This window comes from Carnobacterium sp. CP1 (assembly GCF_001483965.1).
In the GTDB taxonomy this organism is placed as follows: Bacteria; Bacillota; Bacilli; order Lactobacillales; family Carnobacteriaceae; genus Carnobacterium_A; species Carnobacterium_A antarcticum.
Map to the genome: position 1 here is coordinate 1,579,245 of NZ_CP010796.1, position 24,560 is coordinate 1,603,804.

The 24,560-nt window shown below is 39.3% G+C and carries 22 protein-coding genes and 2 other annotated features; of the genes, 7 read left to right on the top strand and 15 right to left on the bottom strand.

Features of this window, described 5'->3' with window-relative positions:
• Nucleotides 1–5: 5 nt before the first annotated feature.
• The gene (locus NY10_RS07435) at nt 6–1,826 is read left to right on the top strand and encodes an ABC transporter substrate-binding protein (RefSeq protein ID WP_058919375.1); all 1,821 of its coding nucleotides are present in this window, start codon (nt 6–8) and stop codon (nt 1,824–1,826) included.
• A 74-nt stretch (nt 1,827–1,900) separates the two neighbouring features.
• Here NY10_RS07435 and NY10_RS07440 read toward each other — a convergent pair whose 3' ends face one another.
• From NY10_RS07440 to NY10_RS07500, 13 genes are all read right to left on the bottom strand, one after another.
• The gene (locus tag NY10_RS07440; protein ID WP_197408955.1) at nt 1,901–2,980 is read right to left on the bottom strand and encodes a Gfo/Idh/MocA family protein; all 1,080 of its coding nucleotides are present in this window, start codon (nt 2,978–2,980) and stop codon (nt 1,901–1,903) included.
• A 110-nt stretch (nt 2,981–3,090) separates the two neighbouring features.
• Nucleotides 3,091–3,906, bottom strand: a complete 816-nt coding sequence (locus NY10_RS07445; protein ID WP_082664214.1) for an AraC family ligand binding domain-containing protein — start codon at nt 3,904–3,906, stop codon at nt 3,091–3,093.
• Nucleotides 3,907–4,107: 201 nt separating this feature from the next.
• A complete protein-coding gene (locus NY10_RS07450) occupies nt 4,108–4,755 on the bottom strand; it encodes an NADPH-dependent FMN reductase (protein ID WP_231726715.1) in 648 nt (215 codons plus the stop codon).
• A gap of 548 nt (nt 4,756–5,303) precedes the next feature.
• On the bottom strand, nt 5,304–6,179 hold the full coding sequence (locus NY10_RS07455; protein WP_058919377.1) for a MetQ/NlpA family ABC transporter substrate-binding protein: 876 nt from the start codon (nt 6,177–6,179) through the stop codon (nt 5,304–5,306).
• 16 nt (nt 6,180–6,195) lie between these two features.
• Nucleotides 6,196–6,966 (bottom strand): SDR family NAD(P)-dependent oxidoreductase, encoded by a 771-nt coding sequence (locus tag NY10_RS07460; RefSeq protein WP_058919378.1) that lies wholly within the window; start codon nt 6,964–6,966, stop codon nt 6,196–6,198.
• Nucleotides 6,967–6,991: 25 nt separating this feature from the next.
• A complete protein-coding gene (locus NY10_RS07465) occupies nt 6,992–7,456 on the bottom strand; it encodes an S-ribosylhomocysteine lyase (RefSeq protein ID WP_058919379.1) in 465 nt (154 codons plus the stop codon).
• A 35-nt stretch (nt 7,457–7,491) separates the two neighbouring features.
• Nucleotides 7,492–8,610, bottom strand: a complete 1,119-nt coding sequence (locus NY10_RS07470) for a 5-methyltetrahydropteroyltriglutamate--homocysteine S-methyltransferase (protein ID WP_058919380.1) — start codon at nt 8,608–8,610, stop codon at nt 7,492–7,494.
• A gap of 111 nt (nt 8,611–8,721) precedes the next feature.
• Nucleotides 8,722–9,549, bottom strand: a complete 828-nt coding sequence (locus NY10_RS07475; RefSeq protein ID WP_058919381.1) for a MetQ/NlpA family ABC transporter substrate-binding protein — start codon at nt 9,547–9,549, stop codon at nt 8,722–8,724.
• Nucleotides 9,546–10,760 carry an aminotransferase class I/II-fold pyridoxal phosphate-dependent enzyme gene (locus NY10_RS07480; RefSeq protein WP_197409002.1) on the bottom strand — a complete coding sequence of 405 codons (1,215 nt, stop codon included), beginning with the start codon at nt 10,758–10,760 and terminating at the stop codon, nt 9,546–9,548. The genes NY10_RS07475 and NY10_RS07480 overlap by 4 nt, the downstream gene beginning before the upstream one ends.
• Nucleotides 10,760–11,887: an iron-containing alcohol dehydrogenase family protein gene (locus NY10_RS07485; RefSeq protein ID WP_058919383.1), complete on the bottom strand. Its 1,128-nt coding sequence runs from the start codon at nt 11,885–11,887 to the stop codon at nt 10,760–10,762. Before NY10_RS07485 ends, NY10_RS07480 begins: the two co-directional genes overlap by 1 nt.
• Nucleotides 11,888–11,959: 72 nt before the next feature.
• Nucleotides 11,960–12,237 (bottom strand) — a binding site (T-box leader).
• 467 nt (nt 12,238–12,704) lie between these two features.
• Nucleotides 12,705–13,631 carry a ribokinase gene (locus tag NY10_RS07490; RefSeq protein WP_058919384.1) on the bottom strand — a complete coding sequence of 309 codons (927 nt, stop codon included), beginning with the start codon at nt 13,629–13,631 and terminating at the stop codon, nt 12,705–12,707.
• Nucleotides 13,632–13,644: 13 nt separating this feature from the next.
• Nucleotides 13,645–14,304, bottom strand: coding sequence for a ribulose-phosphate 3-epimerase (rpe, locus tag NY10_RS07495; RefSeq protein ID WP_058919385.1), 660 nt, complete (start codon nt 14,302–14,304; stop codon nt 13,645–13,647).
• Complete coding sequence (locus tag NY10_RS07500; protein ID WP_058919386.1) at nt 14,297–15,310, bottom strand: LacI family DNA-binding transcriptional regulator; 1,014 nt, start codon at nt 15,308–15,310, stop codon at nt 14,297–14,299. The genes rpe and NY10_RS07500 overlap by 8 nt, the downstream gene beginning before the upstream one ends.
• A 181-nt stretch (nt 15,311–15,491) precedes the next feature.
• On the opposite strand from NY10_RS07500, the gene NY10_RS07505 reads away from it, so the two are divergent.
• The 6 genes from NY10_RS07505 (at nt 15,492) to trpA (ending at nt 21,882) form a co-directional block, all read left to right on the top strand.
• Nucleotides 15,492–16,928 carry a PTS transporter subunit IIC gene (locus tag NY10_RS07505; RefSeq protein WP_058919387.1) on the top strand — a complete coding sequence of 479 codons (1,437 nt, stop codon included), beginning with the start codon at nt 15,492–15,494 and terminating at the stop codon, nt 16,926–16,928.
• A gap of 195 nt (nt 16,929–17,123) precedes the next feature.
• Nucleotides 17,124–17,369: a binding site (T-box leader), on the top strand.
• Nucleotides 17,370–17,448: 79 nt separating this feature from the next.
• Nucleotides 17,449–18,522: an anthranilate phosphoribosyltransferase gene (gene trpD, locus NY10_RS07510; protein ID WP_231726716.1), complete on the top strand. Its 1,074-nt coding sequence runs from the start codon at nt 17,449–17,451 to the stop codon at nt 18,520–18,522.
• Nucleotides 18,522–19,310, top strand: coding sequence for an indole-3-glycerol phosphate synthase TrpC (gene trpC / locus NY10_RS07515; RefSeq protein ID WP_058919388.1), 789 nt, complete (start codon nt 18,522–18,524; stop codon nt 19,308–19,310). The genes trpD and trpC overlap by 1 nt, the downstream gene beginning before the upstream one ends.
• Nucleotides 19,303–19,920 (top strand): phosphoribosylanthranilate isomerase, encoded by a 618-nt coding sequence (locus tag NY10_RS07520; RefSeq protein ID WP_058919389.1) that lies wholly within the window; start codon nt 19,303–19,305, stop codon nt 19,918–19,920. Before trpC ends, NY10_RS07520 begins: the two co-directional genes overlap by 8 nt.
• Nucleotides 19,917–21,098 (top strand): tryptophan synthase subunit beta, encoded by a 1,182-nt coding sequence (trpB, locus tag NY10_RS07525; protein WP_058919390.1) that lies wholly within the window; start codon nt 19,917–19,919, stop codon nt 21,096–21,098. Before NY10_RS07520 ends, trpB begins: the two co-directional genes overlap by 4 nt.
• On the top strand, nt 21,091–21,882 hold the full coding sequence (trpA, locus tag NY10_RS07530) for a tryptophan synthase subunit alpha (protein WP_058919391.1): 792 nt from the start codon (nt 21,091–21,093) through the stop codon (nt 21,880–21,882). The genes trpB and trpA overlap by 8 nt, the downstream gene beginning before the upstream one ends.
• Before the next feature lie 236 nt (nt 21,883–22,118).
• Here the strand turns inward: trpA and NY10_RS07535 are convergent, their stop codons facing one another.
• Complete coding sequence (locus NY10_RS07535; protein WP_058919392.1) at nt 22,119–22,844, bottom strand: glucosamine-6-phosphate deaminase; 726 nt, start codon at nt 22,842–22,844, stop codon at nt 22,119–22,121.
• Between the two features lie 88 nt (nt 22,845–22,932).
• Nucleotides 22,933–24,522, bottom strand: coding sequence for a PTS transporter subunit EIIC (locus NY10_RS07540; protein WP_058919393.1), 1,590 nt, complete (start codon nt 24,520–24,522; stop codon nt 22,933–22,935).
• Nucleotides 24,523–24,560 lie beyond the last annotated feature (38 nt).

Consider the following 24,560-nt stretch of genomic DNA (forward strand, 5'->3'; position numbering starts at 1 on the left):
GTGCAATGAAAAAACGATTATTATCTCTACTAACTCTTACAGCTGGTGTGGTTTTATTAGCAGCTTGTGGTGTTCAAACAGAAGACCAAGCGAGCAACGGCAACTCTGCTTCAACTAGTGAAACAACGGAAAAAAATACGATTGAACTATTAGGCACTTCAAGCAATGAAACCGACATGAATATCGTCAGAGATCAATTGATCAAAAATGGCTTCGATGTAAAATTGAATACTCAGCCGGACTATGCTAGTTTCCAAACCCAAAAAGAAGCTGGTAATTATGATCTAGCGATCTCAAGCTGGACAACTGTAACCGGAAATCCTGACTATGCTGTGCGTTCTTTATTTATTACAGACGGCGATAACAGCAGCATGTCAAACAGCGAAGTAGATGCTTTGATTGATGAAGCAGCTCTGCAAACTGCTGATGAGTATACTCAAACGTATAAAGGATTAGAAGATGTCTTAGTTACTGAAAATGCTTATATCGCCCCGCTTTATACTTCTTTAAAAGCTCAAGCATTTAACAGCGAACTCTTAAAGCCTGATTCTATTCGTTTGTCAAAATCGCGTGCTTTTGCTTGGGAAAACGTGCAATTTAACGACACGGCTTTGAACGATACAGAATCCCTGCTGTTGACGCAAACGATGGGAGATTTGACTTCATTAGACCCTATCAAAGGCAATGACGGATCGATTAATCAATTGAATACGAATATGTATGTCCGCTTAGTGAACTTAACAGATGATGACAAAGTTGTTTCTGATGGCTCTTTAAGTTACAACCACGCAATCGCAGACGGCAACTCGGATTACTACTTCATTTTACGCGATGATATTAATTTTGCAGCCGTTGAAGATGGACAAGCTGTCGATACTGGTAAAATGGTCAGTGGTCAAGATGCTATTTTCTCATTAAACCGCGCAAAAAATCCGAATTCTGTACCAGACCACCGGACGTACAGTTTACATGAGCACATCGACTCGGCTAGCTTGGTTACAGATCTTACTGAACTTGAAAATGCTCAGTTGTCTGACGGCAGCGGGTCTGTCAAAGAAGCTTTAGAAGCTGGTTTAGAAGCTCCTATTGCTGCAGTTGTAGAAGATGCAGAACAAGTTGATAATGCTTCAGGAAATTACCAAGTGATCAAAATGACCACAACAGAACCTTTCCCGCAAGTCTTAAACTACTTGGCGCACCAATCTGCAGGAATCGTGTCACAAGAACAAGTTGAAAGCATCAACACATACGATATCGAAAACTTTGATATCACTACTGATATCCCTTACGGAGACCAACGGACCGTAACAAAAGGCGAAACATATGACAATCATTTGTATGCCAGCGGTCCTTACATCATGATCCAAAAAGACGACTATGCCGCAACTTTCCAAAAAAATCCGGCTTATATGGCTGGAACAGAAAACGAAGCACAGATTGCTAATGTGACGGTTCGTTTTATCGGAGATGCGGATAGTGCCCTATCTGCTTTACGTTCTGGTGAAATCCACTTATTGTATGGATTAGATGAAACAAAATATGACGTTGTTGAAGGCGAAGACAGCTTAACATTACAAAGTATGCCAAGTAATGGTGTAACGTACATGTTGTTCAATACCAATGGACGGGATGTTTCTGATAGTGCCGATTTGCGTAAATCGATTCTTTACTCCATCAACCAAGATGAAATCAGTTCTGCTTACGATGGTTTGAAATTAAAAGCTTACTCGACTGTTAGTCCGTTAGTCGACACTGGAAATGAGTTAGTAGCCGATCCAGCTAAAGTAGAAGAATTCTATCAAAATTATTTAGATTCAGCAAAATAAGCTAAGAAAAAGCCGCATCAGAAATCCATAATAGGATTTTTGATGCGGCTTTTCGTTTGTTAAGGATAAGTTGTTTATTTTTTTGTTGGAATAACCATTGCTTTTTCTTGCGAAATCAAGCACAACTCTTGAGCTTTAAAAATATGCTCTTGTGTCATAGCCTTTTCAGTACGGTTGATACAGTCTTTGATCATTTCGCCAAAGAATGGGAAGCCTACTTCTCCCGTTAGAGAATAATGTTCCTCTCCTTCTGCAGTAACCAAATACAAATGATCGCCGGTTTCTTCACGCGCTACATCAAGGTATTTGCGAACTTCAATCGTTCCTTTAGTCCCCGTAATAAATGTTCGGCCATCTCCCCAAGTGCTTAAGCCATCTGGTGTAAACCAATCGACTTTAAAGATGAAAGTTGCTCCATTGTCGCCTAGGAATGTTGCATCTCCATAATCTTCCAGTTCAGGAGTGTCGGGATTAGCATAGTTTCCGACTTTACTGTGCAGAACTTCAGCATTTTCATTGCCGGTATAATACAAGAACTGTTCAATTTGGTGGCTGCCGATGTCGCACAAGATTCCGCCATATTGTTCTTTCTTAAAGAACCAGTCTGGGCGTATGTCTTTGTCCAAACGATGTGGACCAAAACCGGTCACTTGAATGACTTCTCCAATTTTACCGTCTTTGATCAATTGTCCTGCAAAAACTGCTCCTTCAACATGCAGGCGTTCACTAAAGTAAACAAAAAACTTGCGGCCTGTTTCAGCAACAACTTTTTTAGTTTCTTCCAATTGCGCCATCGTTGTGAAAGCTGTTTTATCCGTAAAATAATCTTTTCCGGCCCGCATCACTCGATTGCCCATCTCACTGCGTAAATTTGGAATAACGGCAGCTGCAACTAATTGAACCGCTGGATCCGCAAGAATGGCTTCTAATGATTCCGCTACTGCCGCTTCAGGAAATTGTTCTTGATAAGCGGCTACTTTTTCTGGATCTGGGTCATAGACCCATTTTAATGTTGCTCCTGCTTCCAGCAATCCATTGGTCATCCCATTGATATGTCCGTGATCCAAAGCTGTTACGGCAAAATTAAACTCACCGGGTTCAACTACTGGATTTGGCTTGCCTTTTGGTGCATAGTTCATTCCGTCTTGCTTCATTTCGATCATCCTTCCACCAACTATTTTTTTATTCTTCTGATTATAAACTTAACAAATATATGGAGCTAAGCGTCGAACTCTTAGCCCCATATATCGTTTATTTCCTAGATTTAAAATAAGTTTTTGTAGCCTGCGTTGTACAAATAATCGCGTGAAGTAATCAAACAGTCGAATGGGTCGCGTCCATATTGATCATCTTGCTCCACCAATAAATAACGTGTTCCACTGGCGATACTTTGTTCAATGATCTCTGGCAAATCTAAACTGCCTTGGCCTAATTCCGCAAATTGAATGATATTGGCAAATGCCGTCATAAAGGTTTCGTAGTCCCCTTCTTTTAAAGCATCAAAAGCTTCCGGAGGGATACTAGCGACTCGATAATCTTTCAAATGCACTAGATCTACTTTTCCAGCATAGTCTTTTAATACAGAAACCGGGTTTTTACCGCCGCGTTGTACCCAGTGGACATCCAATTCAAAACCTAATAAAGGAGCTTCTTCACGGATAATATCCAACAAATATTTTCCATCGTATTTTTTTAATTCGATGTGATGATTGTGGTAATACAATTTTATCCCATGTTCGGCTAATTTCTTAGCTACATCGTTTGCTTCATGACAGAATTCGATGACTTTTTCTAAAGAAGCCATCGCATCAAAAGGCAGCATACCGACGTATAACTCTTTATTGCCCGTTACATGTGCTTTATGCAAATCCAAACCATCTAAAAACAACATGTCTCCAGGTTTTAAATCATATATCTGATTATTGATCAAATATTTGCATTCTCTTCCATGAAAAAAATAAAGTTCATAGTGTTGGTGAGAATGAAACTCTAAATCTTTCGCTTGTCCCTTGATATGAGAAAAAGCAACCAAAGATAGTTGATAATTCATCTTGTGCGGCTTTTTTGAATACCCTTTCATTATACATTTCCTCCTTGGACATTTCATTATCTAGTCGTGTTCACTTGTTGTTAAATGATTGACTGAAACTGCTTTTTGTCTTAGTGTAGCACATTATTGGACAATCAAATAAAAAACTTCTCCATAAAAAACGCCCTTCAAGTATAGCAGTCACTTTTTATCGCGACTACCTTGAAGGGCATTTATTCTATATTTTTATGCTTATCTGATTGTGCTGAAAGCTTGTGACCATAGCAATAAGTCATCAAACATACCTTGTGCATTAACTTTATTGTAGTCATTTGGTTTGAAAATACTCATGTTTTCAAAGTCAGACATTATAGAGAAGTTTGTTGTCGTGTGGACAGTAGCAACACTCAATTCGCCTAAGATCGAACGCATATTTTCGTGAGCACGTGCGCCGCCTAAGCTGCCGTATCCAACCAATGCTGCTGCTTTATTCGCTACTTCTGGTTTTAAGAAGTCAGTAGCATTTTTTAATGCTCCACCTACTGCATGATTGTATTCTGGAGTGATAAATACATATCCATCAAATGAAGCCATTTTTTCAGACCATGCTTGAATAGCTGCACCTGCTGCTGCTTGACGCTCTTCAGGAAGTTTAGCTCCCAATAGCGGTAGATCATAATCAGCTAACTCAACGATTTCGTATTCTACTCCTTCATCGTTTCTGTTTACTGCAAAATCATAAATCCATTGTGTTACTGCTTCTGAGTTTCTTCCTTCGCGTACGCTTCCTGAGATAATACCGATTTTCATAATTTTTTTCCCCTTTTCTTCTATTATTGTTTCTTCTTTTTTTCCGAATAACGCTTCGCTCATTCGAGTGAATACTGATTTACTGCTCAATGTATTTCCTCCGTTGATTTATTTAATTGAAGGTGGACCGTCAATCATTCACTTACATTTCGTAAGTACTTGCTTAGTATGCCACAGAATTAAAAGCATTTCAAGCTAATTTATCACGAATTAGAGATTTGTTTATCAAAACTACTTTATTGGTCTTTTAATCTTTTGGTTCAATTCCTCTAAACAAAGAAATGGTAACGGTATCACTAATGGTTTCAAGGTACTTCTTTTTTTCCTTTCTACACCAAATAAATATCGGTCAGCTCAATTAATCAAAAAAATACAGCAATGGATCAACTAATGATCGATTGCTGCATTTTTAGGTTCTATCCTTTTTGAGGCTGGCAACTAAAATGACTGTATGCTACAATCTTGAAATTTTGGAGGAATAGTGGCTGCTTGTAGCCATGAAGAGGCTTGAAAACCTGAAGACATAAGTCTTCTCCAGGAGGTCCCATAGCTTTCTACAAGCAAACACATAAATCCTGGAAGAAATTTCGCTCCCTAAGAATTACCAACACAATTGGACAAAGAGCCTATCTTTCTTGTTAGTCTTCTAAATAAGAAATGTCTTTTTTGACAGGGACTTTTGTGCCGTCAAATTGTTCTTCGATATATTCTTGAACTTCTTCATCGTGGTACAGTTCGCCTAATTTCAGAACATCTTCATTAGCGGCATTCGCTTTTTGTGTAACCAGAATATTAACGTTATTTTTTGTTTCGTCGTTGATCTCTTCATGGAAGATTGAATCTTCCAAGACATTCAATTCGCCTTCCAGTGCAACCGTATTTCCGATCAAGACCAAGTCTACATCTTGCAGCACTCGCGGACCGGTTGTATCATCGATTTCAACAAAGATTAAATTTTTAGGATTCTCGATGATATCACTGGTTGTGCCTAATGCATCAAAGTCATCGGGTAATGTGATCAACCCTGCTGCTTCGAGCAATAATAAGCCTCTTGAAGCATTCGATGGATTGTCGGCAATCGCCACAACAGAGCCTTCGCTCACATCTTTTATAGCGTCAAATTTGTCAGTGTAGATGCCCATTGGTTCTAAGTAAGTTGTTGCAAAAGCAGTTAAATCGGACCCGCTCTCTTCATTAAATGAGTTTAAGTATGCCCATGATTGAAAGGCATTGACATCCACTTCGCCTTCAACGGTCGCCGTATTCAATTGAGGACCGCCGTTTACTTCTTCAACTTCTAATGTGACTCCTGCTTCTTTTGCAGCATCGGATCGAGCAATGTATTCCCAAATTTGAACATCTGATGCTTGGGCTCCGATCACTATTGTTTGTGATTCGCTCGAATCGTTTTTCGAAGATTCGGTTTCTGACGCATCTCCTGTTGAACTGCAGGCAGCCAATACAAGAGCTGTTGTGATTAAAATGGATGATAGAACGCTTTGTCTTTTTTTCATACCTCATCGTCCTTTCTTAATGCATAGTCATGCCGCCGGTCACGTTGATCGCTTGTCCTGTCATATATGCTGACAAGTGGCTTGCTAAGAATAGAACCACACTCGCAACTTCCGATGCTGCTGCTGTGCGACCAAGCGGTATTTGCGAACAGTCCTCAGCATAAATTTCTTCAGGCGTCATGCCTCTGATAAGTCCGCCTTCTACTCTTTCACGATGCTTCATTTCTGTTTCGACAACTCCAGGACAGACAGCATTGACCAAGATATTGTCTTTTGCCAGCTCTTTTGCCATCGTTTTGGTGAACCCCAAAACAGCGTGTTTAGAAGCTGTATAGGTGCCTAGTGCGGTATAGCCGTTTTTTCCAGCTTGTGAAGCAATCTGAATGATCCGACCGCCATTCCCAACTTCTTGCATAAGCTTTCCGACATACTTTGAAGTCAAAAATACTCCTTTGGCATTCACATCCATGACTTTGTCCCAGTCAGAAGTTTGGCTGTCTACCACTAAATCCATAGTTGAAATACCCGCGCTGTTCACTAGAATGTCGACTTTACCAAAAGCTGCTATTGTACTCTCCAACCAGCTCTGGACTGACGCTTCTGAAGCAACATTCAATTTTGAAACGGCAAATCGGTCTGTTTCCAGTTCGAAGCCTTCTTTATAACCTAAATCTCCAGAAACCACAAAAGCCCCGGCTTCCAGCAAACTGTCTACGACCGCTTTTCCTATCCCGCTTTTTCCGCCGGTTACCAAAGCTACTTTGCCAGACAAATCAATTCCGATCATTAGTGCTTACCTCCTAAGAGTGACATTATGCAAATACACGTTCAAATGGATCTCTGCTAAGGCCTTTTTCTAGTACGATCTTTGCGTATTCTTTCGCCGCAAATAAAGAATGGTCTTTGTAATTTCCGCAAGAAGTTGGGGATACAGCTGGAACATCTTCTGTTTCTAAAACACGTTGCAAGGTTTTCTCTAAAGCTGCTGCTACAACTTCGGGCGAATCTTCCTCCCATTTGATCAAATAAAATCCGGTACGGCAGCCCATCGGCGAAATGTCAATAATTCCTTCCAGCTCATCTCGCAAGTAAGTCGCTAACAAATGTTCTAATGTATGCAGAGCTGCTGTAGGCAATGCATCTTGATTCGGCTGCAAAAAGCGCAAATCATATTTTTGAACAATACTGCCTTTACCGCTTTTTTCCACTCCCGCTACACGTACATACGGTGCTTTCACCAAATTATGATCTAATTCAAAACTTTCTACTTTTGCCATGCTGCATTCCTCCTAATTTTTTCCATTTTCAACGGTTAATTTCCCCAAACTTCTTGGGCAACTTCTAGTACCAATTTCACTTTATTCCACTGCTCTTCTTCGGTTAAATGGTTTCCTTCTTCTGTTGAAGCAAAACCGCATTGTGTACTCAAGCAAAGCTGCTCTAATGGAACATATTTGGCGGCTTCTTGGATACGTGCTTTGATGTCTTCTTTTGCTTCCAACTCACCGGTTTTAGACGTTATCAGCCCTAACACGATTTGACCTTGGCCTTTATAAAAACGCAACGGTTCAAAACCGCCAGATCGTTCAGTATCGTATTCTAAAAAGTAGCCATCGTAATCTGTTTGGCCAAACAACTCTTTAGCCACCGGTTCGTAAGCTCCGCTCCCAGCAAAGGTAGAAGCATAGTTTCCGCGGCAAATGTGTGTGGTGATCACTAAGTCAGCCGGTTTATCTTTCAAAATGCCTTGCACATTTTTTGCAGACAATTCTTTCAAATTGGTTAATTCTTCTTCAGAAATATCTTCTACCACTTTGTCGTAACACAATACACCCCAGAAACAATCGTCGATTTGTAAATAACGGCAGCCTAAGCGATAAAACTCTTGAATCGTTTCACGGTACGCTTGTTGAATATCTTTGCAAAAAGCTTCTACTGTTGGGTAAATAGTTTCATCACGAATGCCTTGGTGCAGCAATTGGTTTGGACTAGGAATCGTTGCTTTCGGCAGCGCTCTGTCGCCTACACTTTCTTTTAAATAGACAAAGTCTTTAAAAAAAGGATGGTTCGGATTGAAAGCGATTTTTCCTGTATTTCGAACATCGTATTTTTCCGTTTCTACTCCTTCAAAGAAATAGCCGTGTTCTGGCACATAGCCTTCAATTCCTGTTAAGCCTTCTAGGAAATCTAAATGCCACCAGCTTCTGCGGAACTCACCATCAGTTACTGCTTTGAGTCCCACTTCCACTTGTTTATCGACCAGTCTGTTGATTTCTTCATCTTCCGCTTTACGCAATTCTTCTGAAGAAATACTTCCTGACACAAAAGCTTGGCGAGCGTCTTTCAACGCTCTTGGACGTAAGAAACTCCCTACTTGATCTCCTCTAAATGGTGCAACGGTTCTGGTTGATTTTTCTGCAGCTACTGTCATTTTCATTCCCTCTTTCTAATTAGTATTTAAACAAATCTGCCTTACATTAAAGAAACAATTCTGTCATTTTCATACTGGAGAAATTGCCGTAGTCCTTAACCAACTAGTTTTTTACCACGAAGGAACGACCGCGCCTTTAAATTCCTTTTCAATAAATTGTTTGATCTCGTCCGTTTTATAGTAGTCGATAAATTGCGCTAACGCTTCATCATCTTTATTCTCGGTGCGGGAAACAACGTAATTGGCTTGTACCAAATCGTCGACATTTTCCATTAACAAACCATATTCTTCAGGATCCATTTCAGCATCCAATACATAATTTGAATTGATGCCTGCCGCTCCTAAATCTTGCAGTTGGGAAGGCAATTGGGCCGCCTCTGAAGTAAGGAAGGTTAGATTTAAAGGATTTTCAACAATGTCACTGATAATGACTTCTACTCCAGAACCTTCTGGTAATGTGATCAATCCGGCTTCTTCAAATAATTGCAATGCACGTCCCTCTTGAGTAGGTGAATTTGGGATACCGATGGTGTCTCCTTCTTTGATATCACTAATATCCTGATAAGCTTCAGAGTAGATGCCCATCGGAATCGTTATGGTCGGTTCCGCTTTGGTTAATTCATATCCGCTTTCTGCTACCACACTGTCTAAAAAAATACCTGTTTGAAAGGAATTAATGTCTAATTCGCCTTCTTCTAAAGCTGTATTCGGTTTAACAAAATCTGTAAATGAGACCACCTCGATCTCAAACCCATCTTCTGCCGCCAATTTTTTGACTTCATTTACAATATCTTCATGCGGACCAGCTGTTACGCCGACGGTTAATACGCCATCGCTCAACAACCCTTCTTTTTCTGAAGAAGCTGCTTCATTTCCACTGCATCCTGTCAAAATGGCTCCGATGGCTAACGTTGTGATCATTCCTAGTTTTCGTTTCATGATAGTGTCCTCCTAACAAGTGTTTTTTCTGCTATTGGTGCTTTAAATAGAGTTAACTGAGCGATTCTTTTTGCTGCTTCGAGGATTTGGTCATCTGCTTGTGACAGCCCTACACGAACATATCCTTCACCCAACGTCCCGAACCCATCCCCAGTTGCCACGATCACATGCGCTTCATTTAGCAAGACATCAAAAAATTCTGCTGATGTAAATCCGTCTGGTGCCTTTATCCATACATAAAAAGAACCTTTGGGCTTTTGAATTTCTAATCCAGTCTGTTCCAATTCAGCGAGAAATAGGTTTCTGCGTTTTTCGTAAATAGCGGTTAATTCTTTTACTGTGGTTTGGTCTCCCCTTAAGGCTTTGGCCGCTGCTTGCTGGATTCCTCCATATAAACTGACATTCGTATGGTCTTGCATCACATTCAAACTTTCGATAACCGATGTATTTCCGACGGCAAATCCAATGCGCCATCCAGCCATATTGTGTGATTTCGATAAAGTGAAAAACTCGATCCCGACTTCTTTTGCTCCAGGCGTCTGTAAAAAACTTAAGGGTTTTTCGCCATCAAACCCGATCGTCCCATAAGCAAAATCATGTGCCACACAAATCTGATTCTTTTGGGCAAAGGCAACAGTATCTGCGAAAAATTCTGCAGTCGCTGTGGCGGCTGTTGGGTTATTCGGGTAATTTAGAAACAACAATTTCGCTTTGGCAGCAATCGTTGGACCGACTAAACCGTATTCAGGTAAAAAATTGTTTTCAGCTAATAACGGCAGTGAAGCAATTTCAGCATCTGCTAAAGCAATACCCGATAAGTAATCTGGATAAGCAGGGTTTGGCAATAAGACTGTATCTCCAGGATTCAGCAAACACTGACTAATGCTCACAATTCCCGCTTTTGACCCATGCAATACGGCTACTTCGGTTTCAGGATCTACCTCAACTCCGTATTCGCGCCAGTAATATGCTGCAACAGCTTCTCTTAAATAGTCATACCCTCGATAGGGTCCGTACCGATCGTTCACTGGATTATCCGCTGCTGCTTTTAACTCATCAACGATAAAAGCTGGCGTTGGCAAATCAGGATTTCCGATGCCTAAGTCGATCACGTCGTATCCTTGTTCGATAAGTTTAGCGGCTTTTGAACGCAAACGAGTAAAGAACTGATTTGGAAGCCGCTTTAACGCATCTGACGGCTCAAATGTGATCATAAAGATTCCCCCATTTTAGTTTCACTAACTACTTTTATCCCTAAATAATCTTCTAAAGAATGAATGGCTTTTTGGATGTCTTCTTTTGCTGCCTCGTAACCAGATTGAATAAGGTTATTGTCTAAGGCTACGCTAGCCGTAAATGCCGCTAATTGATCGTCCGTCAAACGACTTAAGTTCAAATCGGTTAAGGTTTTTGGCAACTGCAGCGATTCATAAAAAACAGCTAATCGAGCTACTTCTACCCATTTTTCTTCAAACGCTAACTGAACCATAATCCCGTAAGCGACTTTTTCGCCGTGTAAAAAGACATGAGTTTCAGGAAAAATAGTTAGTTTATCGTGAACCGCATGAGCAATCGTCGTACGTGCGTATTCATCTCCCAAGCCTCCGACCAAACCGCTGACCGCAATAATGGTTTCACACACTTGGATAAAGGCTGGAGTAAGCGAGTGAGTTTGAATATCTGCAACAGCTTGCTGGCCATAGTTGACGATGGTATCTCTGCAATTTAACGCTGCAGCACGAGAAATCAGCAGCAATGCATTTGTTTGGTGCTCTGGTCGAGACAAGATGACATCCGATTCATACCATTTAGCCAAGGTATCCGCTACTCCGGCCACAAAGTAATTGACCGGTGCATCTAGTAACAAACTCGGTTCAATAGCCAATAAGGCTACTTGTTTCGTGTGAATATCAAACCCTAAGCAAACGCCATCTGCTGTATACATCACGCTTAAGGGCGTCCATGGGGCACAGTTGCTGGCTAACGTCGGAATCAAAATCGATTGAACCCCAGTAATTTTTTCTGCAGCATATTTGACGGTATCCATCAGCTTACCGCCACCTACTCCAATAATTGCCTCTGCGTGGGTTTCTTTTAGCCGTTCCACGATTCGATTCACTTCTTCATAGGTACATTCCCCATTGAATGCTACAAATTCTAATGTGATCTCACTGTTGATCAGATGGGATAAATACGTTTCTGCTCTTTTCCAAGAGTTTGTTCCATGAACGATCACAGCTTTACGAATACCTCGTGCTTTTAATTTGCTTGTTAAGGAATCTAAAACGCCGATTCCGCATTCATATTCTTGTGGACCTGTTCTTACAACTAATGACATCTGCATACCCTCCAGCTTTATTTCTATTTGCAAACAAAAAAATCCGCCCCCACACAAAAGAAAAATCTTTTGTGCAAGGACGGAATCATTGATTTCGTGTTACCACCTTGGTTTATGAAAACTTCACAGTTCCCACCTTTTCCAGTACTAAAGCAAAAAACTACTCGCCATACTGTAGCACTGTAACGGGTGCACCCGTAACAACCTAAAGTTCTATGAAAAACTCACTAGAACGTTCAATTGTTCCACTCAAAGACCATTTTCCATTCAGCTTTCTCTTCCCTTTTTCAGCTACCAGGGCTCTCTGTAAAGATTCCGCTTAAATGTACTTTTCTTATCATTGCGTTCCACTCAATTCAAATTTTATTATAACCAAAATTTAATGTAACGCTAATTTAACATCTCTCATTTATTTTGTCAACTTTAATTTCTAATCTTTAGAGATTTTGACGCCTAGAATGCAAAAACATACCTCAAAAGCCCATAAAGATAAAATAAAAAAGCAGTTCAAAGAGTTCTATCTCATATTTCGTTAGTAAAAATGTGGATTTAAACTCCTTACAGCATTCAAAAAGGATTTGCCTATCTTAACGATAGAAATTTAACATCTGGATAGGTTACACTTAGCTTTTACTGTAAAAAAATGAGTATGGCAATGGACTATTCATTTGCCATACTCATTACTAAACTTTTTTGGTTTCATTGATGCTAATGGTAACAAGTTGCCTTTAGCTTTTCTTTAGGTAAAACTCAAATGGTTTCTTAATAAATTAAACTTTTTACTCTCTTCATCTTCTTTTAGCTGTCTCTAGTATTTTTATTGTGTTATAGCTTCTTTTTGGTATGCTATAACTTCTTCTCTAGTCGGTATAGCTTCTTGTCCCCCGAACCTAGAAACTTTGATGCCAGCTGCTATGTTTGCAAATCGTACAGCTTCTACTAAATCATCTGTATCAACTAATGCGGCTGCTAGTGCTCCAGCAAAAGTGTCTCCAGCTCCAACCGTATCAACTGCCCTGACTTTGATTGAATCAACTAAAATCTTTTCTCCATTTTTGTATACTAAACTGCCCTTGTTCCCCATTTTAACGATAACATCAGGAACTCCCATGGCATGTATTTTTTTAGCTGCTTCAAATGCTGTCTCTTCATCTACTACTTTGATTCCAGTTATTTTTTCTGTTTCTTGCTGGTTAGGAGTAACCAAACTTGCATACTTAAGAGCTTCCTCAAAATACCCATCTGCAGGAGCAGGATCTAAAATAGTGTACATCTTTTTTTCTTTCGCAATTTTCATAGTCTCAATAATAGACTCTTTACTCGTTTCCATTTGCAATAATAAAATCTTAGCATCAATATCTGAAAAAACTTCTCTTATGTCTTCTTTTAGAAGTTTTTCGTTAGCGCCCATCGTACCAACCATTGTATTTTCACCACTGTTATCAACAATCGCTACAAAAGTTCCTGTACCTGCTTTATCTGTTTGCAAAATATTGCTAGTTGAAATACCTTTATTTTCTAGGTTTTGAAGCATTTGGTTGCCCGCGCTATCTTGACCAACAGCACCTAAAAAAGCTAATTTCTTCCCTTGTTTCGCTACGCTAACGGCTTGGTTTGAACCTTTTCCTCCAGGCAGCATTTCTATTTTATTTGCGAAAACAGTTTCACTATATTCAGGATAGTTATTCGTTTCCACACGTACATCCATGTTGATACTCCCAAGTACGACTACATCATAATTCATCTTTACTTCCTCCCTACGCTAATAATTGTTTTGTCTTTTGGACATTTTCTTTAAGTGTTCCTGTGCTATTGTATACCGCACTTGATCCGCCGATGTACATCGTTGCTCCATTATCCTTACATTTAGGAATCGTATTCTCTCCAATATTTCCATCTACTTGTATTTCAATTTGCAGCCCGCGTTTTTTTATTTGATCACTAAGCTCCTGGATTTTATCATAGGTAGCCGGTATAAATTTTTGACCTGCAAACCCTGGATTTACCGTCATCACAACTACGTAATCGGTTACGTCATAGACGTATTCCAATACATCCAGTGAAGTAGCAGGATTGATGGCTACCCCTGCTTTCAAACCATGTGCTTGGATTCTTGCTAAGTCGCCTTGTAAATTAGATGTTGCTTCAGCATGTATAGAAATCATATCTGCACCTGCTTCTGCAAATGTATCGATATAGCGACTTGGGTCTGTCACCATTAAATGTACATCAAGTGGTTTTTCAGTTATTTCCCGAACTCTTTTAACAAAGTCGGGGTTAAGACCAAAATTCGGAACAAAAACCCCATCCATAACATCAATGTGATAAAAATCCACTGCTGCATTGTCTAATTCTTTAATATCTTGTTCTACATTTCCCAAATCCGTGCACATTAATGATGGTCCTAGTTTATTCATTTTTTACACTCCTATTATTTGATGACTCTCTGACTATTAAATCAGGAGAAAGATTATATTTTTTGGGCTTACTGTTTGGTTCGTTTATCAAACGGTCCAATTCTTTAATCGTAAGTTCTCCAATACGTGATTTATGCTGACTAACAGTAGTTAATTTGGGATAAAAATAACTTGAAAGCAAAACATTATCATATCCAATGATTTTTACTTGTTCTGGTATTTTTAAGCCTGCATCGATACATGCTCTAATAGCACCAAATGCCATTGCGTCATTAGAACTAAAAATGGCATCAAAAATACAACCATTTTTAATTAATTCATTAATTGCTTCATATCCACTAACCGTTTCAAAATTGCCATAAACAATTTTTTCAAAATCTTTTATTTTATTTTCCTTTAAAGCCTCTCTGTAACCCTCTAAACGATCTAAAGAGCTTTTTTCACCATCTGGTCCCGACAAAAAAACGATTTTCTTACAGTTATTGTTTTTAACTAAATGAGAAACAGCTTGGTATCCGCCATCTTTATGGTTTACTCCAACGGCAGAATAAGGATGTGAAAATTGTGTTCTATCGATTGTAATTGTGGGGATCCCCCGTTCTTCTAAACGTTTTAAATCCTCTTCATTGACATGTAACGAATTAATAATTGCTCCACATGCATAATGATCTACGATTGAATCGAGAAAGTACTCAACTTTTGATCGTTGGTCTTCACTATTACAAAGATATAAGTTGTATCCATATTTACTAGCTGCGGTTTCAATTGCTTCAACTAATTCTGGAAAAAAAGGATTATTTAAAGTGGGTATTATTAAAGCTATCAAATTTGAATCTCGCTTTGATAAGCTTTTAGCTAATGAATTAGGTCTATAGCCTACTTCTTTTATTACCTTATTTACACGTTTAATAGTTTCAGGGCTTGCTTCTCCCTTTCCATTAATGATTCTAGAAACAGTAGCAGTAGAAACATTTGCTAACTTTGCTACATCGCGTATTGTTGTCATACTTTAAACTCCTCTTTGAAAATAACGTAACCGATTACGCTTATTATCATAACTCCTTTTGAAAGCGTTTGTCAACTCAAATATTTTCCCTTGTGTTTAAAAGTTAAATGTGATAAATTGTAAACGTCCTCAAAATTCGTAACCGGTTACGCATTTACGAAAATTAAAGGGGATGTTGAATATGTTTGATGCACTAAATGCAGGATTTAACTTTTTCATTGGATTAGGCGCACCTGCTATGATGTTTATTGTTATTACGTTACTATCGTTAGTATTTAAAGTTTCTTTTTCAAAATCAATTGAAGGCGGTCTCAGAATGGCCATTGCATTAACCGGTATGGGCGCTATTATATCCTTACTAACCGGTGCGTTTGGACCAGCTTTAAATAGCTTTGTTGAATCTACTGGTGTCTCTTTGTCTATAACCGATTTAGGGTGGGCACCTCTAGCTGTGATTACATGGGGATCTATGTATACCCTATATTTTGCGTTCATTTGTATCATTATGAATTTAATTCTATTGTTTACGTCCCTTACTCAAACCCTAAATGTTGATTTATTTAATATTTGGAATATATCTATTATAGGATTGATTATTTTAGAATACTCTAATAACAACATTTTTATAACTTCCATTTTTGTAGTCTTTATCTATGCCCTTATGTTGATCAATGCGGATGTCATGAAACCGACAATCAACGAATTACTAGACTACGAAGAAACAAATATCACTACGACAGCGCATCCATCTTTACTAGTAGCTCCTATCGTAATGGTCTTTAATAAATTAATTGATATCTGTATTCCTTTTATCGATAAATATGATTTTAATGCTGAAATTTTAAATAAAAAAATTGGTTTTTGGGGCAGTAAATTTGCCATTGGTGTTTATTTAGGCCTGTTTATTGGCTTATTAGGACAACAAAGTCCTCAAGAAATCTTCACTCTAGCGTTTACTGCAGGAGTTGCTTTGGAACTGTTTGCTTATGTTGGCGGTTGGTTCGGTCCTGCTATTGAACCATTATCAGATGGAGTTACTACTTTAATGAGCAAACGTTTACGAGGCCGAAAATTATTTATCGCCATCGATTGGCCGATTCTTGCTTCAAGAGCCGAGGTATGGGCAGTAGCTAATATTTTAGCTCCTATTCTTTTAATTATCGCGATGGTTCTTCCAGGAAACCAAGTCCTTCCTTTAGGAGGAATTTTATTAACGGTCCTAACCCCTGCCTTGTTGATTGTTACTAAAGGAAAAGTAATCCGTATGACCATTATTGGTACGATCATGATTCCATTATTCTTATGGGCAGCCACTCTTATAGGAAATTTCCTTACATCAGCATCTATTGCGATGAATAACTTCCCTGCTGGTTTATCAGAAGGACAGTTATTTAGTTCTGTCGATTCGGATCCTTTAGAAAAAATGTTAGCTGTATTATTAGGGAAAGCGGTCGACACTATGGATCTATCCTTAATCTTGTTATCTGTAGCAGCATTAGCGGCTTATATTTTAATGTTCGTGTGGTACTTTAAACAAATGAAAAAAGATAATTTAAAAGCTGCTGAATTGAACAAATCTTCTTTTACAAAACAAAAAGCTGTTAATGTAAGTGAATAGTTGTTTTACTGTTTCAAATTTTTATAAAATCATTAAATATGAGCATACTTTTACCTATTTGGTGCCAGTGGTTTTATTTACTGGCATCTTTTTATTCTTTTATCATAAAGGTTGACACTTATAAAAAGTTGAACTATACTTCTCGGTATATTAACAAAACATTAAATTTAAATGAATCTAACTTAATCAATTTTAACCAAACCGATAATCTAGAGTAGTAGAGAATGATGAATGTTTAAAGAGAGCCGTCAATGGTGAGAATACGGCAACAGGAATTTTCTTGAATGGACTAGAGAGGGCAGCTCTGAAATCATAGTAGGAGCTGACGGGAAACCCTATCCGTTAACAAGCAGGGTACATATGATAGTATGTAAAACGAGTGGGCGCTATAACAGCGCCAATTTGGGTGGTATCGCAGGAGTCTAAGCTCTTGTCCCTTTTTTATAGAGGGACAAGAGCTTTTTTTGTACGAAAACATACGTATATGGACCTAATTGATCAATAGAAAGGATGATAAAAAATGGCTCTCAAACAACTAAAGACTCCTGAGACAATGACTTCCCCAATAAAGAATGCAGGTATTAAAACAGCCATTTCTGAATTAATGAATGGCGAGCACTTGAGCTACGAACGAACTACAGAAGCAATGGCAGAAATCATGGATGGCAAAGCGACGAACGCTCAAATTTCCGCTTACCTCACGGCTTTGCGTCTGAAAGGTGAAACCGTAGAAGAAATCACGGCTTCAGCTTCAGTAATGAGAAACTATTCTGAAAAAGTTCATTCTTTGGCAAATACTCTTGATATCGTAGGTACAGGAGGCGACGAAGCTTATACCTTCAACATTTCTACTACTTCTGCTTTTGTGATTGCTGCAGCTGGGGTCCCTATAGCGAAACATGGAAATCGCAGTGCTTCCAGCAAAAGCGGCAGTGCAGATGTGCTTGAAGCATTGGGCATCAATATCCATCTAACGGCTTTGCAGAGCGAAAAAATATTAGAAGAGTTAGGCATGTGCTTTATGTTCGCTCCCACCTATCATCCGGCAATGAAATATGCTGCTCCTGTGCGCAAAGAAATTGGAATCAGAACTCTTTTCAATTTGCTCGGACCTTTGGCAAATCCTGCGGGTGCTCGAATGCAAATGCTGGGAGTATACAATACACAATTGGTAAAACCTTTAGCCGAAGTGCTTAAAAATTTGGGAATGGAAAAAGCGATGGTTTTCTGCGGAAATGACGGATTAGACGAAATCACGCTGACGACCACCACAGAAGTTTCTGAAATCCGAAACGGCACTATCCGCCATTTCCAGTTTGATCCTGCAGAATATGGATTTGACTATTGCCATAAAGAAGAGTTGACTGGCGGCGGTCCTGAAGAAAATGCCCGCATTACATTAGCAGTTCTTTCTGGAGAAACAGGAGCCAAACGAGACACCGTTATCTGCAATGCCGGGCTCTCTATTTACTTAGCTAAAGATAATCTTTCCATTATGGAAGCTATCTTGCAAGCTGCAGACTTGATCGACAGCGGACAAGCTTTAGCAAAAATGGAGCAATTCAAACAACTTTCAAATGAGGTGAATAAATAATGATACTCGATAAAATCTCAGCCGCAACCAAACACCGAGTGGCACGCGCAAAAGAAAAACTCGCTTTAGAAGATTTAAAAAAACAAGCCTTTGCATTGCCTATTGAACAAGATTTTCCTTTTGAAACAGCTTTAGCAGCATCAAATATGAGTTTCATTTGTGAAGTAAAAAAAGCTTCACCATCAAAAGGTGTGATCGCAGTGGATTTTCCATATCAAACGATTGCTCAATCCTATGAAGCTGCTGGAGCAGCTGCGCTATCGGTATTGACTGAACCGGATTTTTTCCAAGGTGAAAATAAATTTTTATCTAAAATCAAACGGACTACTTCGATTCCGATTTTAAGAAAAGACTTTATCGTCGACGAGTACCAAATTTATGAATCCAAAGTTATTGGTGCTGATGCCATTCTGTTGATCGCTGCTTTATTGGAAACTGAAGAACTGAAACGGTATCAAGAGTTGGCACACACTCTAGGAATGTCAGCCTTGGTAGAAGTTCATTCTCAGTCAGAACTCAAAAAATCCTTATCCATAAATCCACGCATCATCGGCGTCAACAACCGAAACTTGAAGACATTTGAAGTCGATATCCAAAATGCTGTTCTGCTTCGAAATCAGGTGCCCCAAAATATCCTTTTTATAGCGGAAAGCGGAATTAAAACGCGAGCAGACATATCCCTGTTAGAAGAAAAGGCCGTAAATGGTGTTCTAATTGGCGAAACATTGATGCAAGCAACAGATAAACAAGCGAAATTAGCAGAATTACGTGGTGTCTTGAGTGTCTAAAACAAAAGTCAAAATCTGCGGCATCCGCCGTTTGGAAGATAGTGCTATTTTAAATGAAACTTTGCCCGATTTTGCTGGCTTTGTATTTGCAAAAAGCCCTCGGAGAATCACTTTTCAAGAAGCAGAAATTCTCCGTCGCCATCTGGACCGTCGGATACAAACGGTGGGCGTTTTTGTGAATGAACCCGTCGAATCGATTTTGCAGCTAGTGAATGAACAAGTCATCGATTTGATTCAGCTGCATGGGGATGAAGACGACCAGTACTTAAAAGAATTGGCACAACAGACAGATGCAAAAATCATCAAAGCCGTTCGAGTCTCTTCTGAATCCAATCTGAATCGGTCCTATGCAGCTGACTACTTGCTTTATGATGCCTATCACGGAAACAAGATGGGCGGAACAGGAAAAACGTTCAACTGGGAAATGTTGAGAGATAAAAAAGAAGACTATTTTTTAGCAGGCGGCTTGAACCCTCAAAACATCAAGCAAGCCATTCAACAGCTGCATCCTTATGCCGTTGATATTTCCAGCGGTGTTGAAACCGATGGATACAAAGACAGAAATAAGATTATTCAATTGTTATCAAATATACAGGAGGTTACAGCATGAAAAACTATTTTGGAAAACACGGTGGGCAATTTATTCCAGAAACGGTGATGAATGCCATTGCGGAATTGGAAACAGCTTACGATTTTTATAAAGAGGATGCGGATTTTAACGCTGAGCTGAACCATTTGCTAGCCACTTATGCTGGGCGCCCTTCTCTTTTGTATTATGCTGAAAAAATGACAAAAAAACTTGGCGGTGCAAAAATTTATTTAAAAAGAGAAGATTTGAATCATACCGGCGCCCATAAAATCAATAATGTGCTTGGTCAGGTTTTGCTAGCAAAAAAAATGGGAAAAACCCGAATCATCGCTGAAACAGGCGCTGGCCAACATGGAGTAGCCACTGCTACTGCTGCAGCTCTGATAGATATGGAGTGCGTAGTTTACATGGGAGAAGAAGACACCCAAAGACAAGCATTGAATGTTTTCCGGATGGAACTGCTGGGCACGACAGTCATTCCAGTAACTACGGGTACGCGGACTTTAAAAGATGCCGTCAATGAAGCTATGAAAGACTGGACTTCTAATTTCGAAGATTCACACTATGCTATCGGTTCAGTGATGGGTCCTCACCCCTTCCCTACCATGGTAAGAGATTTCCAAAAAGTCATCGGCGAAGAAACAAAAGTCCAGATTCTGGAAAGAGAAAACAAACTTCCAGATATGGTCATGGCTTGTATCGGAGGCGGAAGCAACGCCATTGGAATGTTTTATGATTTTATAGAAGATGAAGATGTACAACTGATTGGCTGTGAAGCTGCCGGCCGCGGAATTGATACCAAAGAAACAGCCGCTACTCTCGCCGTTGGGACACAAGGTATTTTCCATGGCATGTCCTCTTATTTCTGCCAAGACAGTTATGGACAAATCGCTCCCGTTCATTCTATTTCTGCGGGTCTAGATTACCCAGGAGTTGGTCCTGAGCATGCTAATTTGCACGATATTGGCAGAGCGACCTATGTATCCATTACCGATGAAGAAGCGGTCGAAGCTTTTGGCTACTTATCGAGAACCGAAGGCATTATACCCGCAATCGAAAGCTCGCATGCCATTGCCTATGCTAAAAAAATCGCTCCCGAAATGGACAAAGATCAAGTGATCGTCGTCTGTTTATCCGGGCGAGGAGACAAAGACGTGGCTGCCATTGCACGTTACAAAGGAGTGGATATTCATGAGTAGAATAGCAGCAGCATTTAAAAATAAGAAAGCCTTTATTCCTTTTATTACAGCTGGAGATCCCACGATCGCTACCACTAAACGGGTCATTCGAAAAGCTGTAGACGCCGGCGCAAGCCTCATTGAAATCGGCATCCCTTTTTCTGACCCTGTAGCTGAAGGTCCTGCCATCCAACAAGCGGACGAACGGGCACTATCAAATGGCATCAATGTGGATGATATTTTTCAAATGGTGCAGGATTTGCGCGAAGACATCACAACACCATTTGTCTTGATGACTTATCTCAATCCCGTTTTTGTGTATGGCGTGGATAAATTTATGGCCCGCTGCCAAGAAGTTGGAGTGGACGGGATCATCGTTCCAGACATGCCCTTCGAGGAAAAACACGTCATTTCTGGTGCTTGCAGACAATACGGTGTTGAGCACATCTCTATGATCGCTCCTTCTTCTGATGAAAGAATCCATAAAATCGCCAAAGAAGCTACGGGATTTTTATACGTCGTTTCTTCTCTTGGAGTAACAGGAGTCCGCAGCAATATCAGCACCAATATCGCAGACATCATCAAAAAAGTTAGAGAAGTCAGTGACATTCCTTGTGCCATTGGCTTTGGCATCTCCACCCCCGAACAAGCAAAAGAGATTTCTCAAGCAGCAGATGGCGTGATCGTTGGAAGTGCAATCGTCAATATTATCGCAGAAAAAGGAACAGAATCTCCAGATGCTGTTCATCAATACATTAACAGTATGGTAATGGCTATGGGAGATGATTTGAAAATGCACGTTTGAATTTATGGTTCTTCTATCGGTTTTAAATAAGTAACTATAGCGATAAAATTTCTTATGAATACTTGATACCGTATGTATATAGCACTGCTTTCTTAACTTAGTTCCATAAATTTTTCTGACTTTTCTTCTATCCAAGAGTATAATAAGCATGGATTCTATTGGTAAAAAAGATAAAAAATCGGCAAAGAAATTCTGCCGATTTTTTACGTCTATTATTTAAAGGTTTAACACAAGACTTACTTTTCTAATAATGAAGCAGCAGCTTCATCGATGATAACAATAACATTATCGTGATTTCTTAAAGCTGTAACAGGACAATCTGGAGTAATCTCGCCTTCTAAGAACGCTTTGACTGCTTCAGCTTTATGTGCACCTGAAACTAACAACAGTACCTTCTCAGCATCTAAAATTTCTGAAAATCCTAATGTAAACATTTCAGTCGGTGCTTCTTCTCTAGTAATGCCGTATTCTTTCATCGTGCTTTGTACAGTCGATTCTTCGTGTTCAGCTAAAAACATGGTTGAATCAAATGGCGTTCCTGGTTCGTTTGCCCCAATATGTCCGTTTGTTCCAAGACCTAGTATTTGGATATCTCTTTTGTTTTGGGAAAGAAGCTCTTTGTATCGTTCAATCTCTTGATCAGGGTTTGCTGTTTCTCCATCAATCAAGTATGCCTGTTTGGGTTGGTTTTGAATTAAATTAAAAAGGTTTTCATACATATAGGTCCGAACAGTGTACACAGCATTTTTTGGACCTACATACTCATCTAGATTAAAGATGGTAGCATTGCTGATATCTAGGCCATTGTTTATCCCTTCTACTAAATACTTAAATAACCCTCTAGGAGTGCCTCCTGTATTTAAAGAAAGTACCGGTTCTTTGTTTTCTTCAATAACTTCTTTCAATACTTCAAAAGCTTTCTTTGACATTTCATCATAATCTTTTACAAAAATTGTTTGCATATTCTTTTTTCTCCTTTAAGCTGCCTCAACTTTACATCATTCTCATTGCTGAGGCAGTTATTTTTTATCTATTTCTATTCTACCATACTTATTTTTGTGCTTTTATCTCTTGTTTTAGCGATTGAGCTGCTTTTTCCACTTTCCCGCCATAAACGACTTGGATATTATTTTGGTTGATCTTGACTAATCCCATAGACCCTGTCGATGCTAACAACCGTTCATTTACGATAGAAGTGTCTTTTAGTACTAAACGTAAACGTGAGATACAGTTATCAATTTCAACAACGTTTTCTTTGCCCCCTAGAGCGCTTAAAATACTTGCTCCTAAATTATCATTTGATACCACGACTGCATCCTCTTCAGTTTCGTCAGCAACGTTTGTTCTACCTGGAGTTTTCACATCAAAGCGTTCAATCACATATTTAAATACAAAATAATACACAACTGCATAAACTAGACCTACTGCCACACATAAATACCACCTGGTGTAAGTGCCTTGCAAAATACCGAAAATCGTTAAATCAATCATACCTCCGCCGGCGTTCCCTACAGCGACATTCATCAATGTCATTAATAAGAAGGACAGACCTGACATAAAGGCATGGAATACCCAAAGAATTGGAGATATGAAAATAAAGGCGAATTCAATTGGTTCCGTTATACCGGTTACAAAAGAAGTCAATGCAGCAGCAAAGAGCATTCCTTTAATTTTCGGACGTTGTTCTAGATAAGCTGTTTTATACATTGCATAACATGCTCCAGGCAAACCGAATAACATAAAAGGGTGATACCCTTGTGTTAAGAATCTCGTTGATTGCCGTAATACAACTAAATTCATATTTGGCGAAGCCATTTCAGCGTTAAAAATAGATAGTGCTCCTGAAATTGTTTCTCCATCAACCATAGCTGTTCCTCCAAGTGGTGTGAAACGAATCAATTGGTTTAACACATGGTGCAACCCAGTTGGAATCAATAAGCGTTCTGAAAAACCATAGATGAAGGAACCAAAAGCACCTGATTGCCCAATTAAACTACCTAAGCCATTGATTGCTATGTTAAAGAACGGCCATACGAAATAAGAAATAATAGAAAGAAACGGAATCGTTAGAATAATGACGATCGGTACAAAACGATTTCCACTAAAGAAACTAAATGCTATAGGCAATTGTTTTGTATGATACCGATTATGGATAAATGCTGTCCAAAGACCGACTACAATACCGCCAAAAACACCCATCCGATAAGTGAAGACACCTAACATGGTCTCATAGACACTACCGAATTCTACTGCACGTATGTCGCTCAAGCCTTGACTAGTTAAGTATTCAATAGAAGTATTTTCTGCAGTAATGTTATTGAGCTGCAACAAATAATTGATGACTACATGAAATAGAATAAATCCGATAACCACTGAAAAACCAGCAATTTCTTTGTCTTCTTTCGCCATACCTGTCGCAACAGAAATAGCAAATAAAATTGGCAGCAACCCAAACATGGTAGACACAATGGCTTGAGCTCCGCCTATAAATGTTTGAATCGCATATGCATTAGCTAGTCCTTCACCAACAATGGCTGGATTTTGCAGAATAGATACGATGCCTAATAATAACCCTGATGCTACAATGATGGATAGCGGGCCCATCAACGTTTTTCCTAATTTTTGAATTTGTGTTCTCATTTATTCCCCACCCTCTTTAAATTTTAATTTTTTTCTGA